The organism is Sphingobium sp. B1D7B (assembly GCF_025961965.1).
Taxonomy (GTDB): domain Bacteria; phylum Pseudomonadota; class Alphaproteobacteria; order Sphingomonadales; family Sphingomonadaceae; genus Sphingobium.
Genome location: NZ_JAOQOR010000001.1, coordinates 399,878 through 420,291, shown reverse-complemented (window position 1 = coordinate 420,291; position 20,414 = coordinate 399,878). Strand labels below are relative to the sequence as shown.

General features: G+C 65.5%; 20 protein-coding genes. 13 read left to right on the top strand and 7 right to left on the bottom strand.

Annotation, left to right across the window (positions count from 1 at the left end):
* Positions 1-192 precede the first annotated feature (192 nt).
* Genes M2336_RS01910 through M2336_RS01900 form a run of 3 tightly spaced genes read left to right on the top strand, consistent with a single transcriptional unit; the run spans position 193 to position 3,348 of the window.
* Complete coding sequence (locus tag M2336_RS01910; RefSeq protein ID WP_264573765.1) at positions 193-510, top strand: DUF485 domain-containing protein; 318 nt, start codon at positions 193-195, stop codon at positions 508-510.
* On the top strand, positions 507-2,213 hold the full coding sequence (gene actP / locus M2336_RS01905; protein WP_264573764.1) for a cation/acetate symporter ActP: 1,707 nt from the start codon (positions 507-509) through the stop codon (positions 2,211-2,213). Before M2336_RS01910 ends, actP begins: the two co-directional genes overlap by 4 nt.
* A gap of 28 nt (positions 2,214-2,241) precedes the next feature.
* Complete coding sequence (locus tag M2336_RS01900; RefSeq protein WP_264573763.1) at positions 2,242-3,348, top strand: alpha/beta hydrolase; 1,107 nt, start codon at positions 2,242-2,244, stop codon at positions 3,346-3,348.
* Between the two features lie 108 nt (positions 3,349-3,456).
* Here M2336_RS01900 and M2336_RS01895 read toward each other — a convergent pair whose 3' ends face one another.
* Positions 3,457-5,142 carry a carboxylesterase/lipase family protein gene (locus M2336_RS01895; RefSeq protein WP_264573762.1) on the bottom strand — a complete coding sequence of 562 codons (1,686 nt, stop codon included), beginning with the start codon at positions 5,140-5,142 and terminating at the stop codon, positions 3,457-3,459.
* A gap of 125 nt (positions 5,143-5,267) precedes the next feature.
* Positions 5,268-6,746 (bottom strand): phospholipase D-like domain-containing protein, encoded by a 1,479-nt coding sequence (locus M2336_RS01890; RefSeq protein ID WP_264573761.1) that lies wholly within the window; start codon positions 6,744-6,746, stop codon positions 5,268-5,270.
* Positions 6,747-7,052: 306 nt separating this feature from the next.
* Between M2336_RS01890 and M2336_RS01885 the strand changes: the two genes are divergently transcribed.
* A complete protein-coding gene (locus M2336_RS01885) occupies positions 7,053-7,457 on the top strand; it encodes a hypothetical protein (protein WP_413715950.1) in 405 nt (134 codons plus the stop codon).
* Between the two features lie 51 nt (positions 7,458-7,508).
* Positions 7,509-8,057: a metal-dependent hydrolase gene (locus tag M2336_RS01880; protein ID WP_264571885.1), complete on the top strand. Its 549-nt coding sequence runs from the start codon at positions 7,509-7,511 to the stop codon at positions 8,055-8,057.
* A 70-nt stretch (positions 8,058-8,127) separates the two neighbouring features.
* On the opposite strand, the gene M2336_RS01875 is transcribed toward M2336_RS01880, so the two are convergent.
* Together M2336_RS01875 and M2336_RS01870 are read right to left on the bottom strand one after the other, a co-directional pair.
* On the bottom strand, positions 8,128-8,427 hold the full coding sequence (locus M2336_RS01875; RefSeq protein WP_181561284.1) for a DUF1153 domain-containing protein: 300 nt from the start codon (positions 8,425-8,427) through the stop codon (positions 8,128-8,130).
* An 80-nt stretch (positions 8,428-8,507) separates the two neighbouring features.
* Positions 8,508-8,828 carry a hypothetical protein gene (locus tag M2336_RS01870; protein ID WP_264573760.1) on the bottom strand — a complete coding sequence of 107 codons (321 nt, stop codon included), beginning with the start codon at positions 8,826-8,828 and terminating at the stop codon, positions 8,508-8,510.
* Positions 8,829-8,989: 161 nt separating this feature from the next.
* Here M2336_RS01870 and mnmA point away from each other — a divergent pair, with 161 nt between their 5' ends.
* The 3 genes from mnmA to M2336_RS01855 all read left to right on the top strand — a co-directional run bounded on the left by mnmA (position 8,990) and on the right by M2336_RS01855 (position 11,847).
* On the top strand, positions 8,990-10,096 hold the full coding sequence (gene mnmA, locus M2336_RS01865) for a tRNA 2-thiouridine(34) synthase MnmA (RefSeq protein ID WP_264573759.1): 1,107 nt from the start codon (positions 8,990-8,992) through the stop codon (positions 10,094-10,096).
* Between the two features lie 143 nt (positions 10,097-10,239).
* On the top strand, positions 10,240-10,971 hold the full coding sequence (locus tag M2336_RS01860; RefSeq protein ID WP_264573758.1) for a hypothetical protein: 732 nt from the start codon (positions 10,240-10,242) through the stop codon (positions 10,969-10,971).
* A gap of 144 nt (positions 10,972-11,115) precedes the next feature.
* Positions 11,116-11,847, top strand: a complete 732-nt coding sequence (locus M2336_RS01855) for a hypothetical protein (protein ID WP_264573757.1) — start codon at positions 11,116-11,118, stop codon at positions 11,845-11,847.
* 27 nt (positions 11,848-11,874) lie between these two features.
* On the opposite strand, the gene M2336_RS01850 is transcribed toward M2336_RS01855, so the two are convergent.
* From M2336_RS01850 to M2336_RS01840, 3 genes are all read right to left on the bottom strand, one after another.
* Positions 11,875-13,176: an MFS transporter gene (locus tag M2336_RS01850; protein WP_264573756.1), complete on the bottom strand. Its 1,302-nt coding sequence runs from the start codon at positions 13,174-13,176 to the stop codon at positions 11,875-11,877.
* A gap of 112 nt (positions 13,177-13,288) precedes the next feature.
* Positions 13,289-13,654 (bottom strand): hypothetical protein, encoded by a 366-nt coding sequence (locus M2336_RS01845; RefSeq protein WP_264573755.1) that lies wholly within the window; start codon positions 13,652-13,654, stop codon positions 13,289-13,291.
* A gap of 89 nt (positions 13,655-13,743) precedes the next feature.
* A complete protein-coding gene (locus M2336_RS01840; RefSeq protein ID WP_264574932.1) occupies positions 13,744-14,574 on the bottom strand; it encodes an alpha/beta hydrolase in 831 nt (276 codons plus the stop codon).
* A gap of 368 nt (positions 14,575-14,942) precedes the next feature.
* Between M2336_RS01840 and M2336_RS01835 the strand changes: the two genes are divergently transcribed.
* The 5 genes from M2336_RS01835 (at position 14,943) to thiL (ending at position 20,066) form a co-directional block, all read left to right on the top strand.
* Positions 14,943-16,232 carry an adenylosuccinate synthase gene (locus M2336_RS01835; RefSeq protein WP_264573754.1) on the top strand — a complete coding sequence of 430 codons (1,290 nt, stop codon included), beginning with the start codon at positions 14,943-14,945 and terminating at the stop codon, positions 16,230-16,232.
* A 304-nt stretch (positions 16,233-16,536) separates the two neighbouring features.
* Positions 16,537-17,199 (top strand): ATP phosphoribosyltransferase, encoded by a 663-nt coding sequence (hisG, locus tag M2336_RS01830; RefSeq protein ID WP_264573753.1) that lies wholly within the window; start codon positions 16,537-16,539, stop codon positions 17,197-17,199.
* A complete protein-coding gene (gene hisD, locus M2336_RS01825; protein ID WP_264573752.1) occupies positions 17,189-18,484 on the top strand; it encodes a histidinol dehydrogenase in 1,296 nt (431 codons plus the stop codon). Before hisG ends, hisD begins: the two co-directional genes overlap by 11 nt.
* A gap of 210 nt (positions 18,485-18,694) precedes the next feature.
* The gene (gene nusB / locus M2336_RS01820) at positions 18,695-19,144 is read left to right on the top strand and encodes a transcription antitermination factor NusB (protein WP_264571892.1); all 450 of its coding nucleotides are present in this window, start codon (positions 18,695-18,697) and stop codon (positions 19,142-19,144) included.
* 1 nt (position 19,145) lies between these two features.
* Entirely contained in the window at positions 19,146-20,066 is a 921-nt protein-coding gene (gene thiL, locus M2336_RS01815) for a thiamine-phosphate kinase (RefSeq protein WP_264592518.1), read from the top strand.
* Positions 20,067-20,414 lie beyond the last annotated feature (348 nt).

Here is a 20,414-nt window from a genome sequence, read left to right as displayed (position 1 = left end):
GATTGCAAAATTGCTTTCGGACCTACGAGTTCGGGTCGCCCGAACCCTCTGCCCGGCCATCCTGCACACCTGGCCGGGCAGAGTTGGGCGACCCATGCGGATAAAGTCCCCAGCCGCCGGATGAGGGATTGACTTGCAATCGATGGACAATAGCCTGTCGCACATAAATGCGGCGGGCGAGGGGAGTGGCTGATGGATCTGGATGGCGATCATGAACTTGCGGCCATCAGTCGCGATCCGCATTATCAGGCTCTCGTCCACGCCCGGGGGCGCCTTGGCTGGATTCTGAGCGGCGTGATGATGGCGATCTTCTTCGGCTTCATCCTTCTCGTGGCTTTCGGGCGCACCATTCTCGGCCAGCCGCTGCCGGGCATGACCACGACCATCGGCGTGCCTTTGGGCATGGCGGTGATCCTCTCGGGCATCGCGCTGACCGGCCTGTATGTCTGGATCGCCAACCGCCGGTTCGATGCCGAGCTGGATGCGCTGCGCGCGGAGCATCGCCTGTGAGCGGTTCGCGCTGGGCGGCGCTCGTCCTTATGGTGACCATCGGCGCGTTGATGCCCGGCATCGCCCGCGCGGCGACACTGGGCAATGCCGGCCCTAACATGCCGGCCGTGGTCACCTTCGGCCTGTTCATCATCGTCACATTGGGCGTTACGGCCTGGGCCGCCCGGCGGACGCGCACGACGAGCGATTTCTATACGGCCGGTGGGGGCATCAGCGGTCGGCAAAATGGCCTGGCCATTGCTGGCGATTATATGTCCGCCGCCTCGTTCCTCGGCATCTCCGCGCAGATTTATGCCGATGGCTATGATGGGCTGATCTACTCCACAGGCTTTCTGGTCGGCTGGCCGATCATCCTGTTCCTGCTCGCCGAGCGGTTGCGCAATCTCGGGCGCTACACCTTTGTCGATGCCGTCGCGTTCCGCTTCGCGCAGACGCCAGTGCGGATTTCGTCCGCCTTCAGTTCGCTCACCGTCGTGCTCTTTTACCTGATCGCCCAGATGGTCGGCGCGGGGCAGCTCATCCAGCTGCTGTTCGGCATTCCCTATCCTTATGCGGTCGGGATCATCGGCCTCGCGATCACCGCTTATGTGCTGTTTGGCGGGATGATCGCGACGACCTGGGTGCAGATCATCAAGGCGGTCATGCTGCTCGGCTGCGCCACCTTCATGTCGCTTGCCGTGTTGTATCGGGTCGGCTTCTCGCTGGACACGCTGTTCGAGCAGGCCGTCGCCGCCAAGCAGGCGATCGCGCTGGCCGCAGGCGCCAGCGCCGATGCAGCGGCGGCGAGCGCGCGGGGCATTCTCGCACCCGGCGGCTTTATCAAGGACCCGCTGTCCGCGATCTCGCTCGGCATGGCACTGATGTTCGGCACCGCCGGCCTCCCCCACATCCTCATGCGCTTCTTCACGGTGCGCGATGCCCGCACCGCGCGCGCCTCCGTGCTGTGGGCGACGGGCTGGATCGGCTATTTCTATGTGCTTACCTTCATCATCGGCTTTGGCGCGATCGTGTTCGTCGGCAGCAACCCGGCCTATTTCGATGCCTTGAGCGGCGGGCTGCGCGGGGGCAGCAACATGGCTGCCGTCCATCTCGCGGACGCGGTGGGCGGCGAGGTGTTCATGGGCTTCGTCTCGGCGGTCGCCTTCGCCACCATATTGGCAGTGGTGGCCGGGCTCACCCTTTCCGGCGCCTCGACGATCGCGCATGATCTCTACGCCTCGGTCATCCGCAAGGGCAATGTCGACCAGGCGACCGAGCTGCGCCTGTCGCGGATCACCGTGCTGGTGCTGGCCCTGATCGCGGTGGGGTTGGGGATCGCGTTCGAAAAGCAGAATGTGGCGTTCATGGTGAGCCTGGCTTTCGCCGTGGCTGCCTCGGGCAATTTCCCTGCCCTCTTGCTCTCCATCCTGTGGAAGGATTGCACGACGCGCGGCGTCGCCTGGGGATCGGCCATCGGCACGCTGACCGCGCTGGCGTTGACGATCCTCTCGCCGGTGATCTGGGTTGGCCAGCTTGGCGCCGCGCACGCCATCTTCCCGCTCGCCTCGCCCACATTGGTGTCGATGCCGCTGGCCTTCTTCACCATCTGGCTGATCTCGACGCTCGACCGCAGCGCGCGGGCGCAGGTGGACCGGGCCGGCTACACCGCCCAGCGCATCCGGTCCGAGACCGGCATCGGCGCCGCCGGCGCCAGCGATCATTAATCTGACTCATGCGACAGGAGACGCATTCATGAAGTTTCTGAACCGATCCTCGGCCTGGCTGGTGGCGACGCTGCTCGCCACGACCGGCCCGGCCCACATGGCCAGCGCCCAGCCCCTGCCCGATCCCGCCGCCGTCGCTGCGGCCCCGCTGAGCGCTGAGGACGCAGCCAAGCTCGCGCCCGTCGCGCCGGAACTGCACGGCGCTGCACGCATGGCGCTCTATTATTCGACCCTGATGGGGCCGATGAACGAGGAAAGCGTGCGCGCCTCGCGCACGTCGGGCCGCATGGGGCCGCCCCCGCCGCCGCATCACCGCGACGTTCCGGTCGTCGAGCAGATGATCCCCGGCGTGGCCGGCGCGCCGCAGGTCAAGCTGTACGTCATCAATGCGCAGGAAGGCGCCTGGCGCGGCGGCATCCTGCACACGCATGGCGGCGGCTACATCCTCGGCACGGCCGCCACGGACGTGCGTCGCCTGCAGGAGATGGCCAAGGAACTGAACGTGGTCATCGTCTCCGTCGAATATCGCCTCGCGCCGGAAACGACCTATGCCGGGTCCATCGAAGACAATTATGCCGGCCTGCGCTGGATGCATGACAATGCCGCCAAGCTCGGCCTCGATCCCAAGCGGATCGCCGTGATGGGCGAGAGCGCCGGTGGTGGCCATGCGGCGCTGCTGGCGCTGACCGCGCGCGACCGCGGCGAAATCCCGGTTGCTTTCCAGGTGCTGATCTACCCGATGCTGGATGATCGCACCGGCGGCGTGGTGAAGGTGCCGCCGCACATCGCCACAGTCGGCTGGGACGCGCAGCAGAACCAGCTCGGCTGGAAGGCGTTCCTCGGCCAGCAGCCGGGCACGAACAAGGTGCCGGCCACCGCCGTGCCGGCGCGCGCTGCTTCGCTCAAGGGTCTGCCGCCCGCGTTCATCGCTGTCGGCGGTGTCGATCTCTTCGTGAGCGAAGACATCGACTATGCCCGTCGCCTGACCGAGGCCGGCGTGCCGACCGAGTTGCTCGTCGTGCCCTCCGCCTATCACGGCTTTGACGCCATGGCGCCGGACTCGCCGCAGGCCAAGCAATTCAACAAGGCCCGCATTGAAGCCCTGCGCCGCGCTCTGGCGACGCCAGAGAAATAAGCCGTAGCTTGATCCACAGCGTCTGCCGGCCCTCACCGGTCGGAGAGCACAGACGGGGGCGATCGCAAGGTCGCCCCCTTTTCCTTACCGTCGATCGGGCGTGGGTCGTCAGCCTTTCATCGCGCCGAGCTCGGCCTCGTCCCAACCGGTTCGCATGGCCGAGACGGTGTCGAACCGCATGGTCTGCGCGCCATGGCCCACCACAGGGTCCCATTGCGCCAGCCCGCCATGATTGGGGTTGCCCGTCCGCGCGAAAGCAATCCACGCATCGGCCATCTCGGCCTCCAGCTTGAGGGCCTCGGCATCGCCGCCGGTCATGCTGGCACATCGTTCGGCATTGGCGAAGACATAGGGGATTTCCGCGCAGTGGAAGGCGCGCGGACGCCCGTCCAGCACGGGCGTGCTCCGATCAAAGCTGTAAAGCCATGCCGGGGCGCGACGCAGCGCGGCCTTGCCGCTCGCCTGATCGATGGCGGTCTGGCGGATCGGTGCGGTGGCGATGCGTGACCAGATGTCGCAGGACAGGGCCTCCGGCGTCGTCCGACGAAACGCGGCCACCACCGCCGCGCCGCGCCCTCCCGTGTATCGATCAGCCCGGTTCAGCAGCTCCGCCTCGCTCATCGTGAAAAAGTCCGGCTGGTTGATCCCGGTGGTGAACTCGTTGAGGGTCGTGCCGACGATCAGCGGCACATCAGCCGACAGCGCAAGGGACTGCGGGGCGTCGGGATTGGCGGGCAGCACCGCGCCATCCACTACCGGGGTAAAGCCGTAGCGGCCGCGGGTCCGAGCCTCCATGGAGCCGCCTTCGGGCAGTGGCGGATTCTCCCGGCGGAAGATGGCCGAGCTCGCCGCCAGCAAGCGATCATAGGGTGAGGAGTGCAAGGCGCGCAGATCGGTTTTGCCGATGCCCAACTCCGCCAGCATGAGTTGCCCCAGCTTACGGGCCTGGGCGTGGGGCGTGGCCTTTGCAAAGGACCCGCTCTGAACAATCGCACGGTGAAACAGGCCGCGCGCGGCGGGCATGGCCATCAACGTCGAAACCTTGGCGCCGCCCCCGGACTGGCCGAAGATCGTGACCCGACCAGGATCGCCGCCAAAGACCTCGATATTGCGCTTCACCCATTGCAGCGCCGCGACGATATCCAGCATGCCGACATTGCCGGACTGCGCATAGGCCGGGTCCACGGAGGAGAGGTCGAGAAAACCGAGCAGGTTGAGACGTTGATTGAGCGTGACGACCACCACGTCGCCCCGCTGGGCGAGATTATAGCCCTCGAAGGCGGGGACGTCGTGCCCGGAGCCGGCGACAAACCCGCCGCCGTGGAGCCAGACCATCACCGGTCGTCGGGCATTGTCCGTGCCGGGCGTCCAGATATTGATGCGCAGACAATCCTCGCCGTCGAAGCTGTCATTCCACTGGAAAATGAAGGCCTCTTCGTCATTCTGGCGGCCTGTGCCCTTGTCCTGCGGGCAGATCGGCCCATAGGCGAGGCTGCTGCGCACGCCGGTCCAGGGCTTGGCTGGCTTGGGCGGGAGGAAGCGATTGGCGCCGCCGGTCGTGTCGGCATAGGGGATACCGCGAAACATGGTGATCCCGCCTCGCATGAAGCCGCGCACCCGGCCGTTAGCGGTCTCGACATCCGCCATGCCTGCGCCGGCAAAAATGGGACCGCGCCCGCCGACGGCTTCGGGACTCGCCTGCGCCGGTCGCGCCGCGCTGGCTAAGGCACCGGTGGCGACAAGCCCTTGCAGAAGCGCCCGACGACTTGCGCCCTCTCCACCCGAACCTGTCATGTTCCTCTCCTTGCCCTAATGGCGTCGCAATCGATTACAGGTTTAGACCCTTCGCGCGCGGAAGCAAGTCGGGTGAGGCCGACAATAAGGCTGTGCCGCGCTACCCGCTTGATCGTTGGGGAGGCTCAGACCCTGCTACGGCGCCAGCCGGAGAGGCGGCGGAGCAGGCCGCGGTTGCTGAGGGCTTCGAACATGTCGTCCGGTCCTTCCGGGTCGAGGATCTGGTTGTCCGCCAGCCAGGCCTCGACGCCTGTGAGATCGGGAATCTCATAGGGCACCAGCGTGCGCCGGCGGCTCTTCGCATTTTTCCGACCCTTGAAGCGGAGCGCGTCGATCGTCTCGATCAGCGATCCGCTGGCGGCCAGCTTTTTCTGGACCTGTGCGATACTGGCATCGAGATGCTCGGCCAGCAGATCGTTGCGAACCTCCGCGATGGCGGCGCTGCATCCTGTATTGCTCGGCCGGGAGCAGTCCACGGCCACGTCGCATTCCGTATCGAGCCGCAGGGACCGCGCATTCATGTTGGATGAGCCGACGCGCAGGATCATATCATCCACGATCATCACCTTGGCGTGGACGTAGATCGGCTCCTGATCGCGGGTGACGGGATGGTAGAGCCGGAACCGGCCATGCTTGTCCCGCCGCCGCAGCGCGGCCACCAGTCGGGCGCGCGCGGTATCCATCGCCAGCGGTTCGAGCCAGCCCTGCGCGGCTTCGGGATTGACGATCACGATCTCCGGCCCGTCCGGCTCGTCCAGTCGCCGGGCCATGGCTTCGGCGATGCGGCGGGAGGCGAAATACTGGCTTTCGGCATAGATCCACCGCTTCGCGCGCCCGATCTGCTCGATATAGAGCTGCTCGATCTCGGTTACCTCGCGCTGATCCGGCATTTTGGGTGCCGTGCGGGCGATGAGAACCTCCACATCCTCGAATTGCACGGGCAGCGCTTCCGGCCAGACGTCATGCTTGCTGCGGATGCCGGCAATGGTCTGCCCGGTCGCCCGCTTCCAGCGGTCGCGCGAATGCTCGCCCAGCGCAGCCGCCGCCGGCCCCTGCAGCGCGGTCGTCGCATCGTGCCAGGGCATGTAGGCCGGCCCTTTGCCGGGGCGATGCCGCTCGGGTTCCTCGTCACGATGGGCGCGCGTGTCCCACCGGTCGCCGGTCATGTCGATCCCGCCGCAAAAGGCGAAGCAATCGTCGATCACGACGATCTTCTGATGATGCGACCCGCCGGTGGGGTGATGAGCGTCCAGCTTCACATGGATGCGCGGATGGATGGCCCATTTGGCCACGGTGAAGATGGTCTTGCCGCGGAACAGCGAGCCAATGGCGCCGAGGTCCCAGCGTAGCAGATAGACTTCGAGCTCGGGATTGGTCTCGACCAGCCAGTAGATGAGATCGCCGATGGTAGTCGGTTCCGGTCCATCGGGTTGCCCCTCTCCCCGGTGCGCGAGTTCGATCCGCGCGTCGAAGTCCCAGCCGACCAGCATGATGCGCTTGCGGGCGCGGATCATGGCTTGCCGCGCGAACCGGAAATAATCCTCCGCATCGACGATCACGCAGGCTTTCGCGGCCTTGGCAGCCCGCCAATAATTGCCCTTCATGCCGACGCGCTCCCCGCGACCCCCGCCTCGACGTGTCCGCGAGGGTGGGGCTGTAGGCGGCCTGCTTCGATCATGCTTTCCCCGTTTCAATCGCCATCGGAACCCTGAGGCGTAACGGCTATCATTACGGTTGCAACGCAAAAGGGTGCCCGGAGCCTTGCCACTTTTCGCGCGGAACTGTGCGCGATGGCTCGCGGGGGGGCCGGAGTCTGTCCGTCGCGCCGGCGACTCGGTTCGTCCCCGCAACGTTGCTGCTGCGGAACTGCCCGTCTAGCCGATCGCGAAGCCAGTTTCCCGGAGTTCCCCATGACAATGACCATTCGCACCGCGTTGATTTCTTGCACGGGGCTTCTTCTTGCGGGTCTTGCCGTCCCCGCGCAGGCAGAAGGGCTGGGGGCGGAGGGCAATTATGCCCGCGCCAATGGGCGCTGGGGTGCTGAACTGGGCGCTGGTTATGCGGTGGACTTTGCAGGCTTCAGCCTCACGCCGGGCGCCGGGGTTTATCTGCGCGATGGCGGTACGGCTGCCTATGGCCGGGTGGAAGCGGCTTATCAGATCCCTATGTCCCTGCGCATCGGCATCGGCGCGCGGATCAGCGGCGAGGAGCCGCGCGTCTATGGCACCGTCGCCATGCCCCTGCTGCCCCGCGTTGCCGTGAAGGGCAATGTCGGGGACCGTTATGTGTCCGTGGGGCTGACGGTCGGCTACTGAGCGTCGACGATGGCGGTTGGCTGACAGCCGAAAGTCGCGCAGAGAGGCGACATGCCGACCATCTTCAGCCATGCCGCCATATCCCTATTCACCGGCGGTGCGCTGGGCCGGCGCCGGATTGCGCCAGCCCTTGCGATCATCGGGGGTGCGCTCGCTGCCCTGCCGGACCTCGATGTGATCGGCTTTCCCCTCGGCATCGGCTATGCCAGCAAATGGGGGCATCGAGGCTTTACCCATTCGCTGGCGTTTGCATTCGGCGTGGTCGGCCTGATCGCGCTGGTCTGGCCGCGCGCACGACGTCCAGCGGCCTTTGCCTTTCTGTTCGCCTGCGCAGTGTCCCATCCTCTGCTCGATATGCTGACCGACGGCGGGCAGGGCGTGATGCTGTTATGGCCGTTCGACCATCAGCGGCTGTTCCTCGACTGGCAGCCGATCCGCGTCTCCCCGATCGGCGCGGGCTTCTTCTCGGCACGTGGGCTGGAGACGGCCTACTCCGAACTGCTGCTGATCTGGCTGCCCGGACTGGCTATGATGACCGCCGCGTGGCTTTGGCGCCGCTGGCGCCGCCTCAAAGCAAAGTCGTCCCACAATCGCGCATAAAGAAAGGCCCGCGCCGATGGCTCGGGCGGGCCTGTTTCTTTGAGCGCGGGGGGCTAGGCCCCGCGCTGCCTCAGAAGCGCTGTTGGCGCTCGTAAAGCGACTTGTAATGCTGGATCCGTGTGACCCGCAGCCCCGGCATGCCGGACCGGTCCACCGCGCGCTGCCAACTGGCGAATTCCTCGAGCGTCAGATCGTAACGCGCACAGGCTTCGTCCACTGTCAGCAGGCCGCCATTGACGGCCGCCACGACTTCCGCCTTGCGACGCACCACCCAGCGGGTGGTCGACGGGGGCGGCAGCGAGTCAAGCGTCAGCGGCTCACCGAGAGGGCCGACGACTTGAGCAGGGCGAATCTTCTGGTTCTCGATCATTCTTTCCTCATTCACCGACGGGGATCGGTCTGACACGGTCTTCTTGCTCATGATGTTGACCCCAAAGCTTTTCACTCCGGCTAACCGCCAGAGTGAACGGCGCCTTCACCATTGGTCCCCACCGCCATGAATGCCGCCACGGATGCATTGAACGATCCCGCCGCGCGTCGCAGCGCTGCGGGGCTCGGTGTGTCCGATGCAAAGATCAGGCTCAGCCGTGACGGCTCATCCGCAAGCACGACCGGAAGATCGGCTTCACGAATGGCCCGGGCCGTCGGTGTCGTATCCTGGCGCGCGGCGTGAACCGTGAGCAGCAGGCGCAGATCCGGAATCCGGGGGTTGCGTCCGCTTGCCAGGGCGACAGGCAGGGCCTGATCATCGAGGTTGGCACTTATGTCCATGGCCACCCTGCTAGCAGCCAAAAGATAAGCGCTCGTAAAGGCCGTGGTGACAGGTTGTTAGGTGAGATTACCGGTGCATAGACCGCGACGGACGGTCTTTACTCGCTGGTCACCGGTTGCGGGTGCTGGTCGCTGCGCCCCAATGCGCTTATATGGTGCCAATGGACGGACTTTTTCAGCTTCCAACGCCTCTGCAGGGCAAGCGCATCGTCGTTGCTATGTCCGGCGGCGTGGATTCCAGCGTCGTCGCGGCGCTGGCCGCACGGTCGGGCGCGGAAACGATCGGCGTCACGCTGCAGCTATACGATCATGGCGCCGCCGTGGGGCGGACGGGAAGCTGCTGCGCCGGGCAGGATATTCGCGATGCGCGGGCGGTCGCAGACAAGCTCGGCATCGCGCATTATGTCTTCGATTATGAAAGCCGCTTCCGCGAAAGCGTGATGGACCGCTTCGCCGATGAGTATCTGGCCGGCCGCACGCCCATTCCGTGTGTCCGCTGCAATATGGGCGTTAAGTTCACCGACCTGTTCGCGCTGGCCCGCGATCTGGGTGCCGATTGCTTGGCCACCGGGCATTATGTCCGGCGGGTTGAAGGCCCGGCCGGCGCCGAGCTGCATCGCGCCGTCGATCCCGCGCGAGACCAGAGCTATTTTCTGTTCGCAACGACGCAGGATCAGCTCGATTATCTGCGCTTTCCCCTCGGCGGCATGGAAAAGCCGGTCGTCCGGCAGATCGCGGCAGAACTGGGGCTTGGGGTTGCGCTCAAACCGGACAGTCAGGACATCTGCTTCGTGCCGGATGGCGACTATGCCGGCGTGGTGCGGAAAATCCGGCCCGAAGCCGATGATGCGGGGGAGATCGTCCATATCGATGGCCGCGTGCTGGGGCCGCACAAGGGCCTGATCCATTATACAGTCGGCCAGCGGCGTGGGCTGGAGATCGGCGGCCTCGCAGAACCGCTCTATGTCGTGCGGCTGGATGCCGAGCAGCGCCGGGTGATCGTCGGGCCGAAGGCGGCACTGGCCGTGCGCGCCGCGCGGCTCGACGAGATCAACTGGCTCGGCGGGACGTTCCATGGAAGCTTGAGCGCAAAGGTGCGGTCCATGGCCCGTCCCGTTCCCGCCCGACTGGATGGCGACCGGTTGCTCTTCGAGAGCGAAGAATTTGGCGTGGCGCCGGGTCAGGCGGCGGTGCTCTACGATGGCGACCGGGTGCTCGGCGGCGGCTGGATCGCGGAAACGGAAGGCGCGGAGATGGCCATCGCATAAGGGCCGCGAGCCCTGCCGTGAAACAAAACGTCAACTCCCATGGCTTAGAGGTGAGTGGCGGCTTGCGGAGTGCGTCCATGGCAATTTTGAAGAGGATCAAGGGTCGGGCGAATCGGATCGCAAGGAACCTTTCGGGTCGGTTGGTGGATGTTTTCCACGATCGGGCGATCGATCCCAAAATCGCCCGTTTTCGGGCTTCCGAGCACTTCCAGTCCATGCCGAGCTTGCGGGTTCTCGTGGTCGGCGTTCAATCGAACCGCTCGCCGCAATCGCTTGGCGAAATCTATAGCCGGATGCAAAGCGACCGCCACCGCATCACCTTCGACAGCAAGGGCGTCGATAATCTCGGCAAGCTGGACAACACCAACGTCCTCCTAGCGCGGCATGACCTTAGCGAATTCGACTGGGTGGTGATGACCGATGACGATATCGAACTGCCTGACCAGTTCATGGATACCTTCCTCGCGCTTGCTGAATATGCCGAACTCAAGATCTGCGGCCCCGCCCAGCGCGGATATTCTTACTGGAGTCGCGAGATCATGCGGCGTCGCAAGGGCGTGCTGGTGCGCGAGACGAACTTTGCGGAGGTCGGTCCGCTGGTCGCCTTCCGCCGCGAAGTGTTCGACATCGTCTTTCCCTTCCCCTCGCTGAAATATGGTTGGGGCGTCAACACCGTCTGGCCGGTGCTTGCGGAGAAGGAAGGCTGGAAGACCGGGGTCGTCGACGGGACGGCGCTCCGGCACACCAAGCCCATCGGCGCGACCTATGATTTCCGCGATGCGGCGCGCGAGGCGGAAGAGTATATGAACCGCTTCGGCATCGTCACCGGCGTGCATGTGCTGCATACCTACCGGACATTTTACGAGGCGGGCTGACGATCCTGTGCGCTTTGCCGTGAATAAAACGTCAACTCCCATGTCGTAGGGCGAGTGACGGTTTGCGGGAGTGCGTTCATGGCAATTTTGAAAAGGATCAAGGGTCGGGCGAGTCGAACCGCGAGGAATCTCTCAGGCCGGGTGGTGGACGTTTTCCACGATCGCGCCATCGATCCCAAAATTGCCCGCTTTCGGGCTTCCCAGCACTTCCAGTCGATGCCGAGCTTGCGGGTTCTCGTGGTTGGCGTTCAGTCGAACCGCTCGCCGCAATCGCTGGGCGAAATCTATGCTCGGATGCAGAGCGAGCGACACCGCATCACCTTTGACAGCAAGGGCGTCGATAATCTCGGCAAGCTGGACAATACCAATGTCCTCCTAGCGCGGCATGACCTTAGCGAATTCGACTGGGTGGTGATGACCGACGATGATGTCGAGCTGCCCGACCAGTTCATGGACACCTTCCTTACGCTCGCCGAATATGCCGAGCTGAAGATCTGTGGCCCCGCGCAACGCGCCTACTCTTATTGGGGCTGGGACATCATGCGGCGGCGCAAGGGCGCGCTGGTGCGCGAGACGAACTTTACGGAGGTCGGCCCTTTGGTCGCCTTTCGCCGGGAAGTGTTCGACATCGTCTTTCCCTTTCCCTCGCTGAAATATGGCTGGGGGTTGGACCCGGTATGGCCGGTGCTTGCGGAGAAGAAAGGCTGGAAGACCGGGGTTGTCGACGGCACGGCGCTCCGACACACCAAGCCCATCGGCGCGACCTATGATTTCCGCGAGGCGGCGCGCGAGGCGGAAGAGTATATGAACCGCTTCGGCATCGTCACCGGCGTGCATGTGCTGCATACCTACCGGACATTCTACGAGGCGGGCTGACGATCTGGCCGGCACGCCCGTGGGCGGTTAGTTGATCACCGGGATGAGGTCGTCCTCATTGGAGGCGGGCGTGTCAGCCACTTCACCGATGCGCAGCATGGCGAAGATGATGCAGCTCAGCACTGTCATCGCGATCAGGATGCCCATCAGCCATGCAAGGCCGCTCGCGCCGTAGATCCACGCATAAAGGCTGGCGCCCAGCGCGACCGGCAGGTTGGACAGCGAATTATAGATGGTGAACTGGGTGGCGCCGACCCGCTTGTCGGACAGGCGCATCCGCAGCGGGTTGGAACTGATCGACGTCAGAATGTCCGTCGCCTCGCGCCCGATGGAGAGCAACACGAAGACGGTGCCGATCATCGCGACCTCGGGCGAGAGCAGGAAGACCAGCGACATGACCGCATAGCCGGCATAGGTGATGACGGTCGCGCGGCGCGGCCCGATCTTCCCGACGAGGAGGGAGCCGACGCCCATGCAGGAGATCGACACCAACAGGCCGACCGTGGCGACCATCCCCGAATAGCTGCTGGTGCTGAAATTCGCCTGTGTGGTCGCGAAGACCGGCCAGAAGGCAGTGAATGCCCCGCCCACCGCGCGGCCGAGCACGCTGGCGGCGAGCAGCACCAGACTGTCGCGCTTGATCATCGAGCGGAAGGTGATGGCGAGGATGCGCAGCCAGGGCAGGCCGTGGGCGCTCAGCGCCTCGGCCGAGGCCCGGCCTTTTGTCCATGGCAGCAGCTTCTCGCCCGGCCGCTCGCGCAGCACCAGAGCGAGCAGCAGGAAGCCGGCATTGAAGGGCAGGAAGGCGGCAAAGGCGATCGCGGCGCCATAATGCTGGAGCAGATAGCCCCCCATCGCGCCACCAATGGCCATGCCCAGCGCCTGTCCGCCGAACATGAAGGCGCTGGCCGTTCCCTGTTCCTCATCCGGAAGGATATCGACCGCGAGGCCATCGACCGCCACGTCCTGAATGGCACCGCCGGAGAAGATCAGCACGCCGAGCACGGTGATGAGGCCGAGATCCTGCGGCCCCGGTGCGGCAATCGCGGCGACGGTGAGGCCGATCAGGATGACAGCCTGCGATCCGATCAGCCAGGCCCGCCGCCGCCCCATCGGCAGATAGGCATAACGATCCATCAGCGCCGCACCGATGAATTTGAAGCTCCATGGCAGATAGGCGGTCGCCACCAGCGAGGCGATGGCGGCAGGCGGCATCTGGTTGGAGGCAAGCCAGGCTGCCACCGCGGTCAGGAAAAGCCCGAGCGGAAGCCCCTGCGCCACATAGAAGGTCATCATGCTGCCGATGCGCAGCCGCTTGCTCTCGCTCAATATCAGGCTGATGACGCGTCCCCTGCGGCTTGATTGTCCGGCCGCTCAGGATGCTAGAGACTCATCGGCAAAGTGCAATGGCCTGGCTGACGATCCTGCCGGGAGGGCGCGGTCAGCGCGTGGGGCGCGACATGACCTGCGCATTGCCGTCCGGCTGGACCATGATGAGATGAGCATCGCCCTGATCGCACTGGGCGCGCCAGGTGGGCACGCCGCCTTCCGGCTCGAGCCGCTCGACCTTCGTGACGTCGCGGCAGGAAATATCGGCATCGCGAATGGCGCGCAGGAAGACCGCCTGCTGCTGCGTTTCGGAGAGATTTTCGATGGCCGCGACATGGTCGATCGCGTTGGCGGCGTTGTCCATCGCATTGCTGGCCAGCGCGGCATTGTTGGCTGCGCCTGCGCTATTCTCTTGGCTGGCGCCGCCGCCGCAGGCAGCGAGCGAGAGCGTGGCCAGGCCGATCAGGAAAACACGCATGGGTCTATCTCCGGGGCGTTCTTGCTGGGGCGGGCATGATAGGCCGGCGCGACCGCGATTGCGACCCTTATCGCCGGCTTATGCCGCGCTCAGCGCGCGAAGAGCGCCTTGAGCCACTTGTCGAGCACCGGCGTGGCGGGATAATCCGGGTCGCCCAGCTGGCGATTGATTTCCATGTGGCCCTGCAGGCCTTTGCCCTCGAACCGGTCGATCTGCACCGGCGTTCCGGCCTTGCGCAGAGCCTCGGCCAGAGCGCGGGCCTGCGCGGTGCCATCCTCGCGGTCGATATGGAAGATGAGGAAGGCCGGCGCATTGGGCGCAGCGGCGTGCAGCGTCGGAGAGAGAGCCCGCTGCCGGGCCGGATCGTTGCCGAAGGCCTCTGTGTAGGTCTTGCCCATGATGCGCGGTCCGGACTTCATTTGGGCCGGCACGTCATATGCGGCGCCATCCAGCGCCACGATGCCGGCGGCGGCATCTGGTGCCAGACCGGCCTCGCGCAGATAGCGCGGGTCCGTGCCTACCAAAGCAACGAGATGCGCGCCCGCGCTATGCCCCATCAGCACGATCCGCCGGGGGTCGATGTTCAGCTTGTCCGCGTGGGCGATGACATAGGCGAGGGCGCTGGCCGCATCCGCCGCTTGCTGCTCGACCGTCGCCTGCGGCACCAGCCGGTAGTCGATGGAGGCGAGCGCATAGCCCTGCGCCGTCAGATGCGCGACCTTGCGCTGGCCGGTGGCATTGGTCTTGTTGCCATGCTGCCATCCGCCGCCATGCACGAAGAGGACGAGTGGCACCGGCTCGGACCTCTGCCCGACAGCGGGCCAGAAGGCGAGGGTCTGCGCCGGGTCGCCCCCATAGGCCATTTCGCGCCCGTCCACCGTCTTGTCGGCAGCGATATCCTGCTGCATCCGCCCGGCCATGCGCTCGCGGATGCGATCGCGCAGGCTTGCATCGGCGGGCAGGCTGGTGACGCCGACCGTGGCCGCGATTGCGGCGATGAGCGTGACGCGAGGTAAATGGAAGCGAATCATGAGCCTGACTTTCAAAAACGCCAGGCCTTTTGATCGGGAACTCTGCCTTACAATGCGATGAACGGATGTCTGCTGCTGGTGAATGGTCCCATCTCCTGACATGCCTGCTCGCCGCACCTGCCTTGACGGAAGGTCCATCGAGCGGCTAACGGGCGCCCCGGACCGGGTGCGATGGCGCGCCCGCTTTGATCCAGTCCGACCACCGAGTCCTGTCGAAGGGTGGTCGCGATCCGCCTGGCAGGCGGAGACGTGTATCCATGGCAAATGTAACCGTGATCGGCGCCCAGTGGGGCGATGAAGGCAAAGGCAAGATTGTCGATTGGCTGGCCAGCCGCGCCGATTGCGTCGTGCGCTTCCAGGGCGGTCACAATGCCGGGCACACGCTCGTCGTCGGCGAGCAGGTCTACAAGATCAGCCTCGTGCCTTCGGGCATCGTCACGGGTACGCTCTCCATCATCGGCAATGGCGTGGTGCTCGATCCCTGGGCGCTCAAGGCAGAGATCGAGAAGCTGCAGGGTCAGGGCGTGCATGTGACGCGCGACAATTTCGCCGTCGCCGACAATTGCCCGCTCATCCTGCCGATCCACCGCGATCTTGACGGCCTGCGCGAGACGGCCGCCGGCAAGGGCAAGATCGGCACCACGGGCCGTGGCATTGGTCCGGCTTATGAGGACAAGGTCGGTCGCCGTGCGATCCGGGTCTGCGATCTCGCTCATCTTGATTCGCTGGAGCCGCAGCTCGATCGGCTGTCCGCCCACCATGACGCGTTGCGCGCCGGCTTTGGCGAGCCGCCCATCGACCGGGCCAAGCTGATCGCCGATCTGCGCGAGATCGCGCCGTTCGTGCTGCAGTTCGCCGAGCCGGTGTGGAAGCGGCTGCGCGATGTGCGCAAGGGCGGCAAGCGCATTCTGTTCGAGGGCGCGCAGGGCGTGCTGCTCGACGTGGACCACGGCACCTACCCGTTCGTCACCAGTTCCAACACGGTGAGCGGTACGGTCGCCTCGGGCTCCGGCATGGGGCCGAGTGCGGCTGGCTTCGTGCTCGGCATCGTGAAGGCCTACACCACCCGCGTCGGCTCCGGGCCGTTCCCCACCGAGCTGGTGGACGAGACCGGCGAGCGCCTCGGCCAGCGCGGCCATGAATTTGGCACCGTCACGGCCCGCAAGCGCCGCTGCGGCTGGTTCGACGCGGTGCTGGTCCGCCAGACCTGCGCGCTTTCGGGCGTCACGGGCATTGCCCTCACCAAGATCGACGTGCTCGACGGGTTCGAGACGATCAAGATCTGCACCGGCTACCGGCTGAATGGCGAAATCATCGATTATCTGCCCGCGCACGCGGCCGATCAGGCCGCCGTCGAGCCGGTGTATGAAGAGATGGACGGCTGGGAAGGCACCACCGTCGGCGCCCGCTCCTGGGCGGACCTGCCGGCGCAGGCCATCAAATATATCCGCCGCATCGAAGAGCTGATCGAATGCCCGGTCGCCAGCGTCTCAACCTCGCCACAGCGTGAGGACACGATCCTGGTGCGCGATCCGTTCGAGGATTGAGGACAGGCGGGGCGCGCGTTGGCGCGCCAGCATGCTTTCGCAAGGAAAAAGGCGGATCGACGCCGAACGGAGCTTCCTGTCCGGCATCGGTCCGCTTTCGCGGTCTTCGGGTCAGAAGAGCAAATAGAGCAGGATGATGATGGGAATCGGGATCCCGATCAGCCACAGCAAGATGCCTTTACCCATGTCATCAGTCTCCTTCTTGTCTCCTTGACCAATGCCTCGCGCGCCAATCCGTTGCCTTGATGGGCGAATGCGGCCCGCAATTGCAGTTTCGCGCGTGAGGGCCTAAAGCGCGCCGGCTATGAGCCGCTCCATCACATTCGCCATTCCCAAGGGACGCATTCTCGAAGAGGCCCTGCCGCTGCTGGCGCGCACGGGCATCGAGCCCGAGGCAGAGTTCCATAAGAAGGAAAGCCGGGCGCTGCGGTTCGCGACCAATGTCGAGGGCCTGTCCATCATCCGCGTGCGCGCGTTCGATGTCGCGACCTTTGTTGCGCATGGTGCGGCGCAGGTCGGTATTGTGGGATCGGATGTGATCGCCGAGTTCGGCTATTCCGAGCTGTATGCGCCAGTCGACCTCGATATCGGCCATTGCCGCCTGTCCATCGCCGAGCCGGCCGATGCCGTGCCCGAGGTGCTGGGCGCGGCCAGCCATGTCCGCGTCGCGACCAAATATCCGCATCTCACCCGCGCGCATTATGAGGCGCTGGGCATCCAGGCCGAGTGCGTGAAGTTGAATGGCGCGATGGAACTGGCGCCCTCGCTCGGGCTGGCGCGGCGGATCGTCGATCTCGTCTCGTCCGGCGCGACGCTGAAGGCCAATGGCCTCGCTGAAACCGCAAAGATCATGGACATTTCCGCGCGGCTGATCGTCAACCGCGCCGCGATGAAGATGCGCGCTGCCGAGCTGGTGCCGATGGTCGAGCGCTTCCGCGCTGCCGTGGAGGCCAGCCGTGCCGCTTGAGCTGGATGCCCGCGACGCCGCGTTCGCCGTGCAGTTCGACGCGCTGGTCAACGCCCGGCGCGAGGCGGATGAGGATGTCGCACAGGCTGTGCGCGATATCGTCCGGCGCGTGCGAGGCGAGGGCGACGCAGCGCTGGCCGACCTGACCGCGCGGTTCGACCGCTTCGATCTCGATGCGCAGGGCTGGTCGATCAGTGCCGAGCAATGCGCGCAGGCCTATGCGCAGATCGATGCGCCGCTGCGCGATGCGCTCAACCTCGCGGCCGAGCGGATCGCCACCTATCACGCGAAGCAGAAGCCGGAAGATGCCGGCTGGACCGACGAGGCCGGCGTGCGGCTCGGCGCGCGGTGGAACGCTGTGGAGGCGGCGGGCATTTATGTGCCGGGCGGGCTGGCGGCCTATCCCAGCTCGCTGCTGATGAATGCGATCCCGGCCAAGGTCGCTGGTGTCGAGCGCATCGTGATGATGTCGCCCACGCCGGGCGGGCAACTCAATCCGGCGGTGCTGGCAGCGGCGCACATCGCCGGCGTCAGCGAAATCTGGCGGGTTGGCGGCGCTCAGGCCGTGGCGGCGCTGGCCTATGGCACGGAGCGGATCAAGCCGGTGGACGTCGTCGTCGGGCCTGGCAATGCCTGGGTCGCGGAAGCCAAGAGGCAGGTTTACGGCGTGGTCGGCATCGACATGGTGGCGGGGCCGAGCGAGATCGTGGTCGTCGCGGACGGCAAGAATGATCCCGAATGGATCGCCGCCGATCTGCTCAGCCAGTCCGAGCATGACGAGACCAGCCAGTCGATCCTGCTCACGGATGATGCGGCCTTTGCAAAAGCCGTGGCCGCGTCGGTCGAGGACTGGCTCAATCGGCTCGAGACCGGCGCTCGCGCGCGGGTGAGCTGGACCAACAATGGCGCGATCATCCTGGTGCCGAACCTTGAGGCCGCGCTGCCGCTGGTCGACCGGCTGGCGCCCGAGCATCTCGAACTGGCCGTGGACGATCCGCAGCCGCTGTTCGACAAGGTGCGCCACGCGGGATCGGTGTTCATGGGCCGGATGACGCCGGAGGCAATCGGCGATTATGTCGCCGGGCCGAACCATGTGCTGCCGACCGGGCGGCGCGCGCGCTTCTCCTCCGGCCTCTCCGTGCTGGATTTCATGAAGCGCACGAGCTTCCTCCAACTCGACGCGCGCGCCATTGGCACCATCGGCCCTGCGGCGCTGGCGCTGGCGCAGGCGGAAGGGCTGCCGGCCCACGCGGCCAGCGTGGCGGTGCGGCTGAATAAGGATTAAATATAGACCGTTCGCCCTGAGCCTGTCGAAGGGCCGTATTTTCTTCGATCTTGTTCGGAAAGAAGGACAGCCCCCTTCGACTGCTGCAAGCAGTCGCTCAGGACAGCCCTTTGACAAGCTCAGGGCGAACGGAATTAGAGTTTCCAGGTGACGGTTGGTAGTTGGGAAATCCCGTATCCATCGCGCGCCCGAACCGATATGAAGGACGCAATGAAGCCAACGAAATCAAAGTCCCGCTCTGCGGCGCGGCTGGCGGCCGTGCAGGCGCTCTATCAGCAGGAGATGGAAAGCACGCCTCTGCCGCTGCTCCTCCACGAGTTCCATCAGCACCGCCTCGGCGCAACCATCGAGGACGTGACCTATCACCCGGCCGAACAGGCCTTCTTCGATGATGTGGTGAAGGGCGTGGACGCGCGCCGCGACGAGATCGACCAGCATATCATCGATCGGCTGGCCAAGGGCTGGTCGATGGAGCGCCTCGACAAGCCAATGCGGCAGATCCTGCGCGCCGGCACCTATGAGCTGCTTGCCCGCGCCGATGTGCCGACGGCGAGCGTCATCAGCGAATATGTCGATGTCGCCCACGCCTTCTACGACAAGCGCGAGGCCGGCTTCGTCAACGGCCTGCTCGACGGCATCGCCAAGAGCGTGCGCAGCTAAGATGAGCGCGGAGGCGGACCTTCTCCGCCGTCTGCGCGCCATGGCGAGCGACCCCGCGGCGCGCGGCCTGATGGACGATGTCGCGGTGATGCCCACCATGGGGCAGCAACTCGTCATCACCAGCGACACGATGGTCGAAGGCGTGCATTTCCGCGCCGACGATCCACCCGAGACCGTCGGCTGGAAGCTGGCGGCGGTCAACCTCTCCGATCTCGCCTCCAAGGGCGCCGTGCCTGTTGCCTGCCTGCTAAACTATGGACTGACGGGTCAGCCCGGCTGGGACGAGGCGTTTCTGGACGGGCTGGGGCGGGCGCTGCGCAGCTTCGGAATGCACCTCATCGGCGGCGATACCGTAAAGCTGCCGGCGGGCGCGCCGCGCGTGCTTAGCCTGACCGCCATGGGCGAGGTGCCCGCACATGAACAGGTGCCGGCGCGCACCGGCGCACGACCGGGCGACCGCTTGTTCGTTTCCGGCCCGATCGGCGATGCAGGGGCTGGGCTCGCTTTGCTCGATGAGGGGTTGAAGGAGCCGGCGGAACTGATCCGTGCCTATCGCGTGCCCACGCCGCATATCACGCTCGGGCAGACACTCTCGTCGCAGGCGCATGCGATGATGGACGTCTCCGACGGGTTGCTGATCGACGCGCAGCGCATGGCGCTGGCCAGCGATTGCGCGGTAGAGATCAATCAGGTGCCGCTGTCGGATGCCTATGTGTCGCTGCGCGGGAACGGCATCGAGGCGCGGCTGGCTGCTGCGACGGCCGGCGATGATTATGTGCTGCTCGTTGCCTTGCCCGGCACGCTGGCGCCGCCGCGCGGACTGCTGGAGGTCGGGCGGTTCAAGCATGGCGAGGGGCTGACGGTGCGGCTGGATGGCAAGGCAGTGCCGTTGCCGGCGCGGCTGGGTTACGAGCACGGCTAGGGATCGACGGTCGCTCTTGCCTCCGTTCGTGCTGAGTAGGCTCTGAGTAGCGCCGTGGCGCGTATCGAGGCGCCGTATCGAAGCATCGCGCCGCCAGCGGTCCTTCGATACGCCATTTCGACAGGCTCAATGGTTACTCAGGACGAACGGATTAGGGGAGTGCGGCCGTTGGGCTGATCGCAAGGCCGGCGACCTGTTCGTGAGCTGTTACGGCCTTATTCCTGGCCCCGTTCGTGTCGAGGCCTTCGACTGCCCGCAGGGCGCGCGCTCAGGATAAACTTCAGCCGTAAGCTGAAGTCGAGACACCCCGCCCAGTAAGCGGGGCTTGCGGCATCTCGACTTCGCTCG

Excerpts from the sequence above, each read along its gene's own strand:
- M2336_RS01910 (WP_264573765.1), top strand. The coding sequence starts at position 193 with ATGGATCTGGATGGCGATCATGAACTTGCGGCCATCAGTCGCGATCCG.
- M2336_RS01900 (WP_264573763.1), top strand. The coding sequence starts at position 2,242 with ATGAAGTTTCTGAACCGATCCTCGGCCTGGCTGGTGGCGACGCTGCTC.
- M2336_RS01895 (WP_264573762.1), bottom strand. The coding sequence starts at position 5,142 with ATGACAGGTTCGGGTGGAGAGGGCGCAAGTCGTCGGGCGCTTCTGCAA.
- M2336_RS01890 (WP_264573761.1), bottom strand. The coding sequence starts at position 6,746 with ATGAAGGGCAATTATTGGCGGGCTGCCAAGGCCGCGAAAGCCTGCGTG.
- M2336_RS01885 (WP_413715950.1), top strand. The coding sequence starts at position 7,053 with ATGACAATGACCATTCGCACCGCGTTGATTTCTTGCACGGGGCTTCTT.
- M2336_RS01880 (WP_264571885.1), top strand. The coding sequence starts at position 7,509 with ATGCCGACCATCTTCAGCCATGCCGCCATATCCCTATTCACCGGCGGT.
- M2336_RS01875 (WP_181561284.1), bottom strand. The coding sequence starts at position 8,427 with ATGATCGAGAACCAGAAGATTCGCCCTGCTCAAGTCGTCGGCCCTCTC.
- M2336_RS01870 (WP_264573760.1), bottom strand. The coding sequence starts at position 8,828 with ATGGACATAAGTGCCAACCTCGATGATCAGGCCCTGCCTGTCGCCCTG.
- mnmA (WP_264573759.1), top strand. The coding sequence starts at position 8,990 with ATGGACGGACTTTTTCAGCTTCCAACGCCTCTGCAGGGCAAGCGCATC.
- M2336_RS01845 (WP_264573755.1), bottom strand. The coding sequence starts at position 13,654 with ATGCGTGTTTTCCTGATCGGCCTGGCCACGCTCTCGCTCGCTGCCTGC.
- M2336_RS01840 (WP_264574932.1), bottom strand. The coding sequence starts at position 14,574 with ATGGCCGGGCGGATGCAGCAGGATATCGCTGCCGACAAGACGGTGGAC.
- M2336_RS01835 (WP_264573754.1), top strand. The coding sequence starts at position 14,943 with ATGGCAAATGTAACCGTGATCGGCGCCCAGTGGGGCGATGAAGGCAAA.
- hisG (WP_264573753.1), top strand. The coding sequence starts at position 16,537 with ATGAGCCGCTCCATCACATTCGCCATTCCCAAGGGACGCATTCTCGAA.
- nusB (WP_264571892.1), top strand. The coding sequence starts at position 18,695 with ATGAAGCCAACGAAATCAAAGTCCCGCTCTGCGGCGCGGCTGGCGGCC.
- thiL (WP_264592518.1), top strand. The coding sequence starts at position 19,146 with ATGAGCGCGGAGGCGGACCTTCTCCGCCGTCTGCGCGCCATGGCGAGC.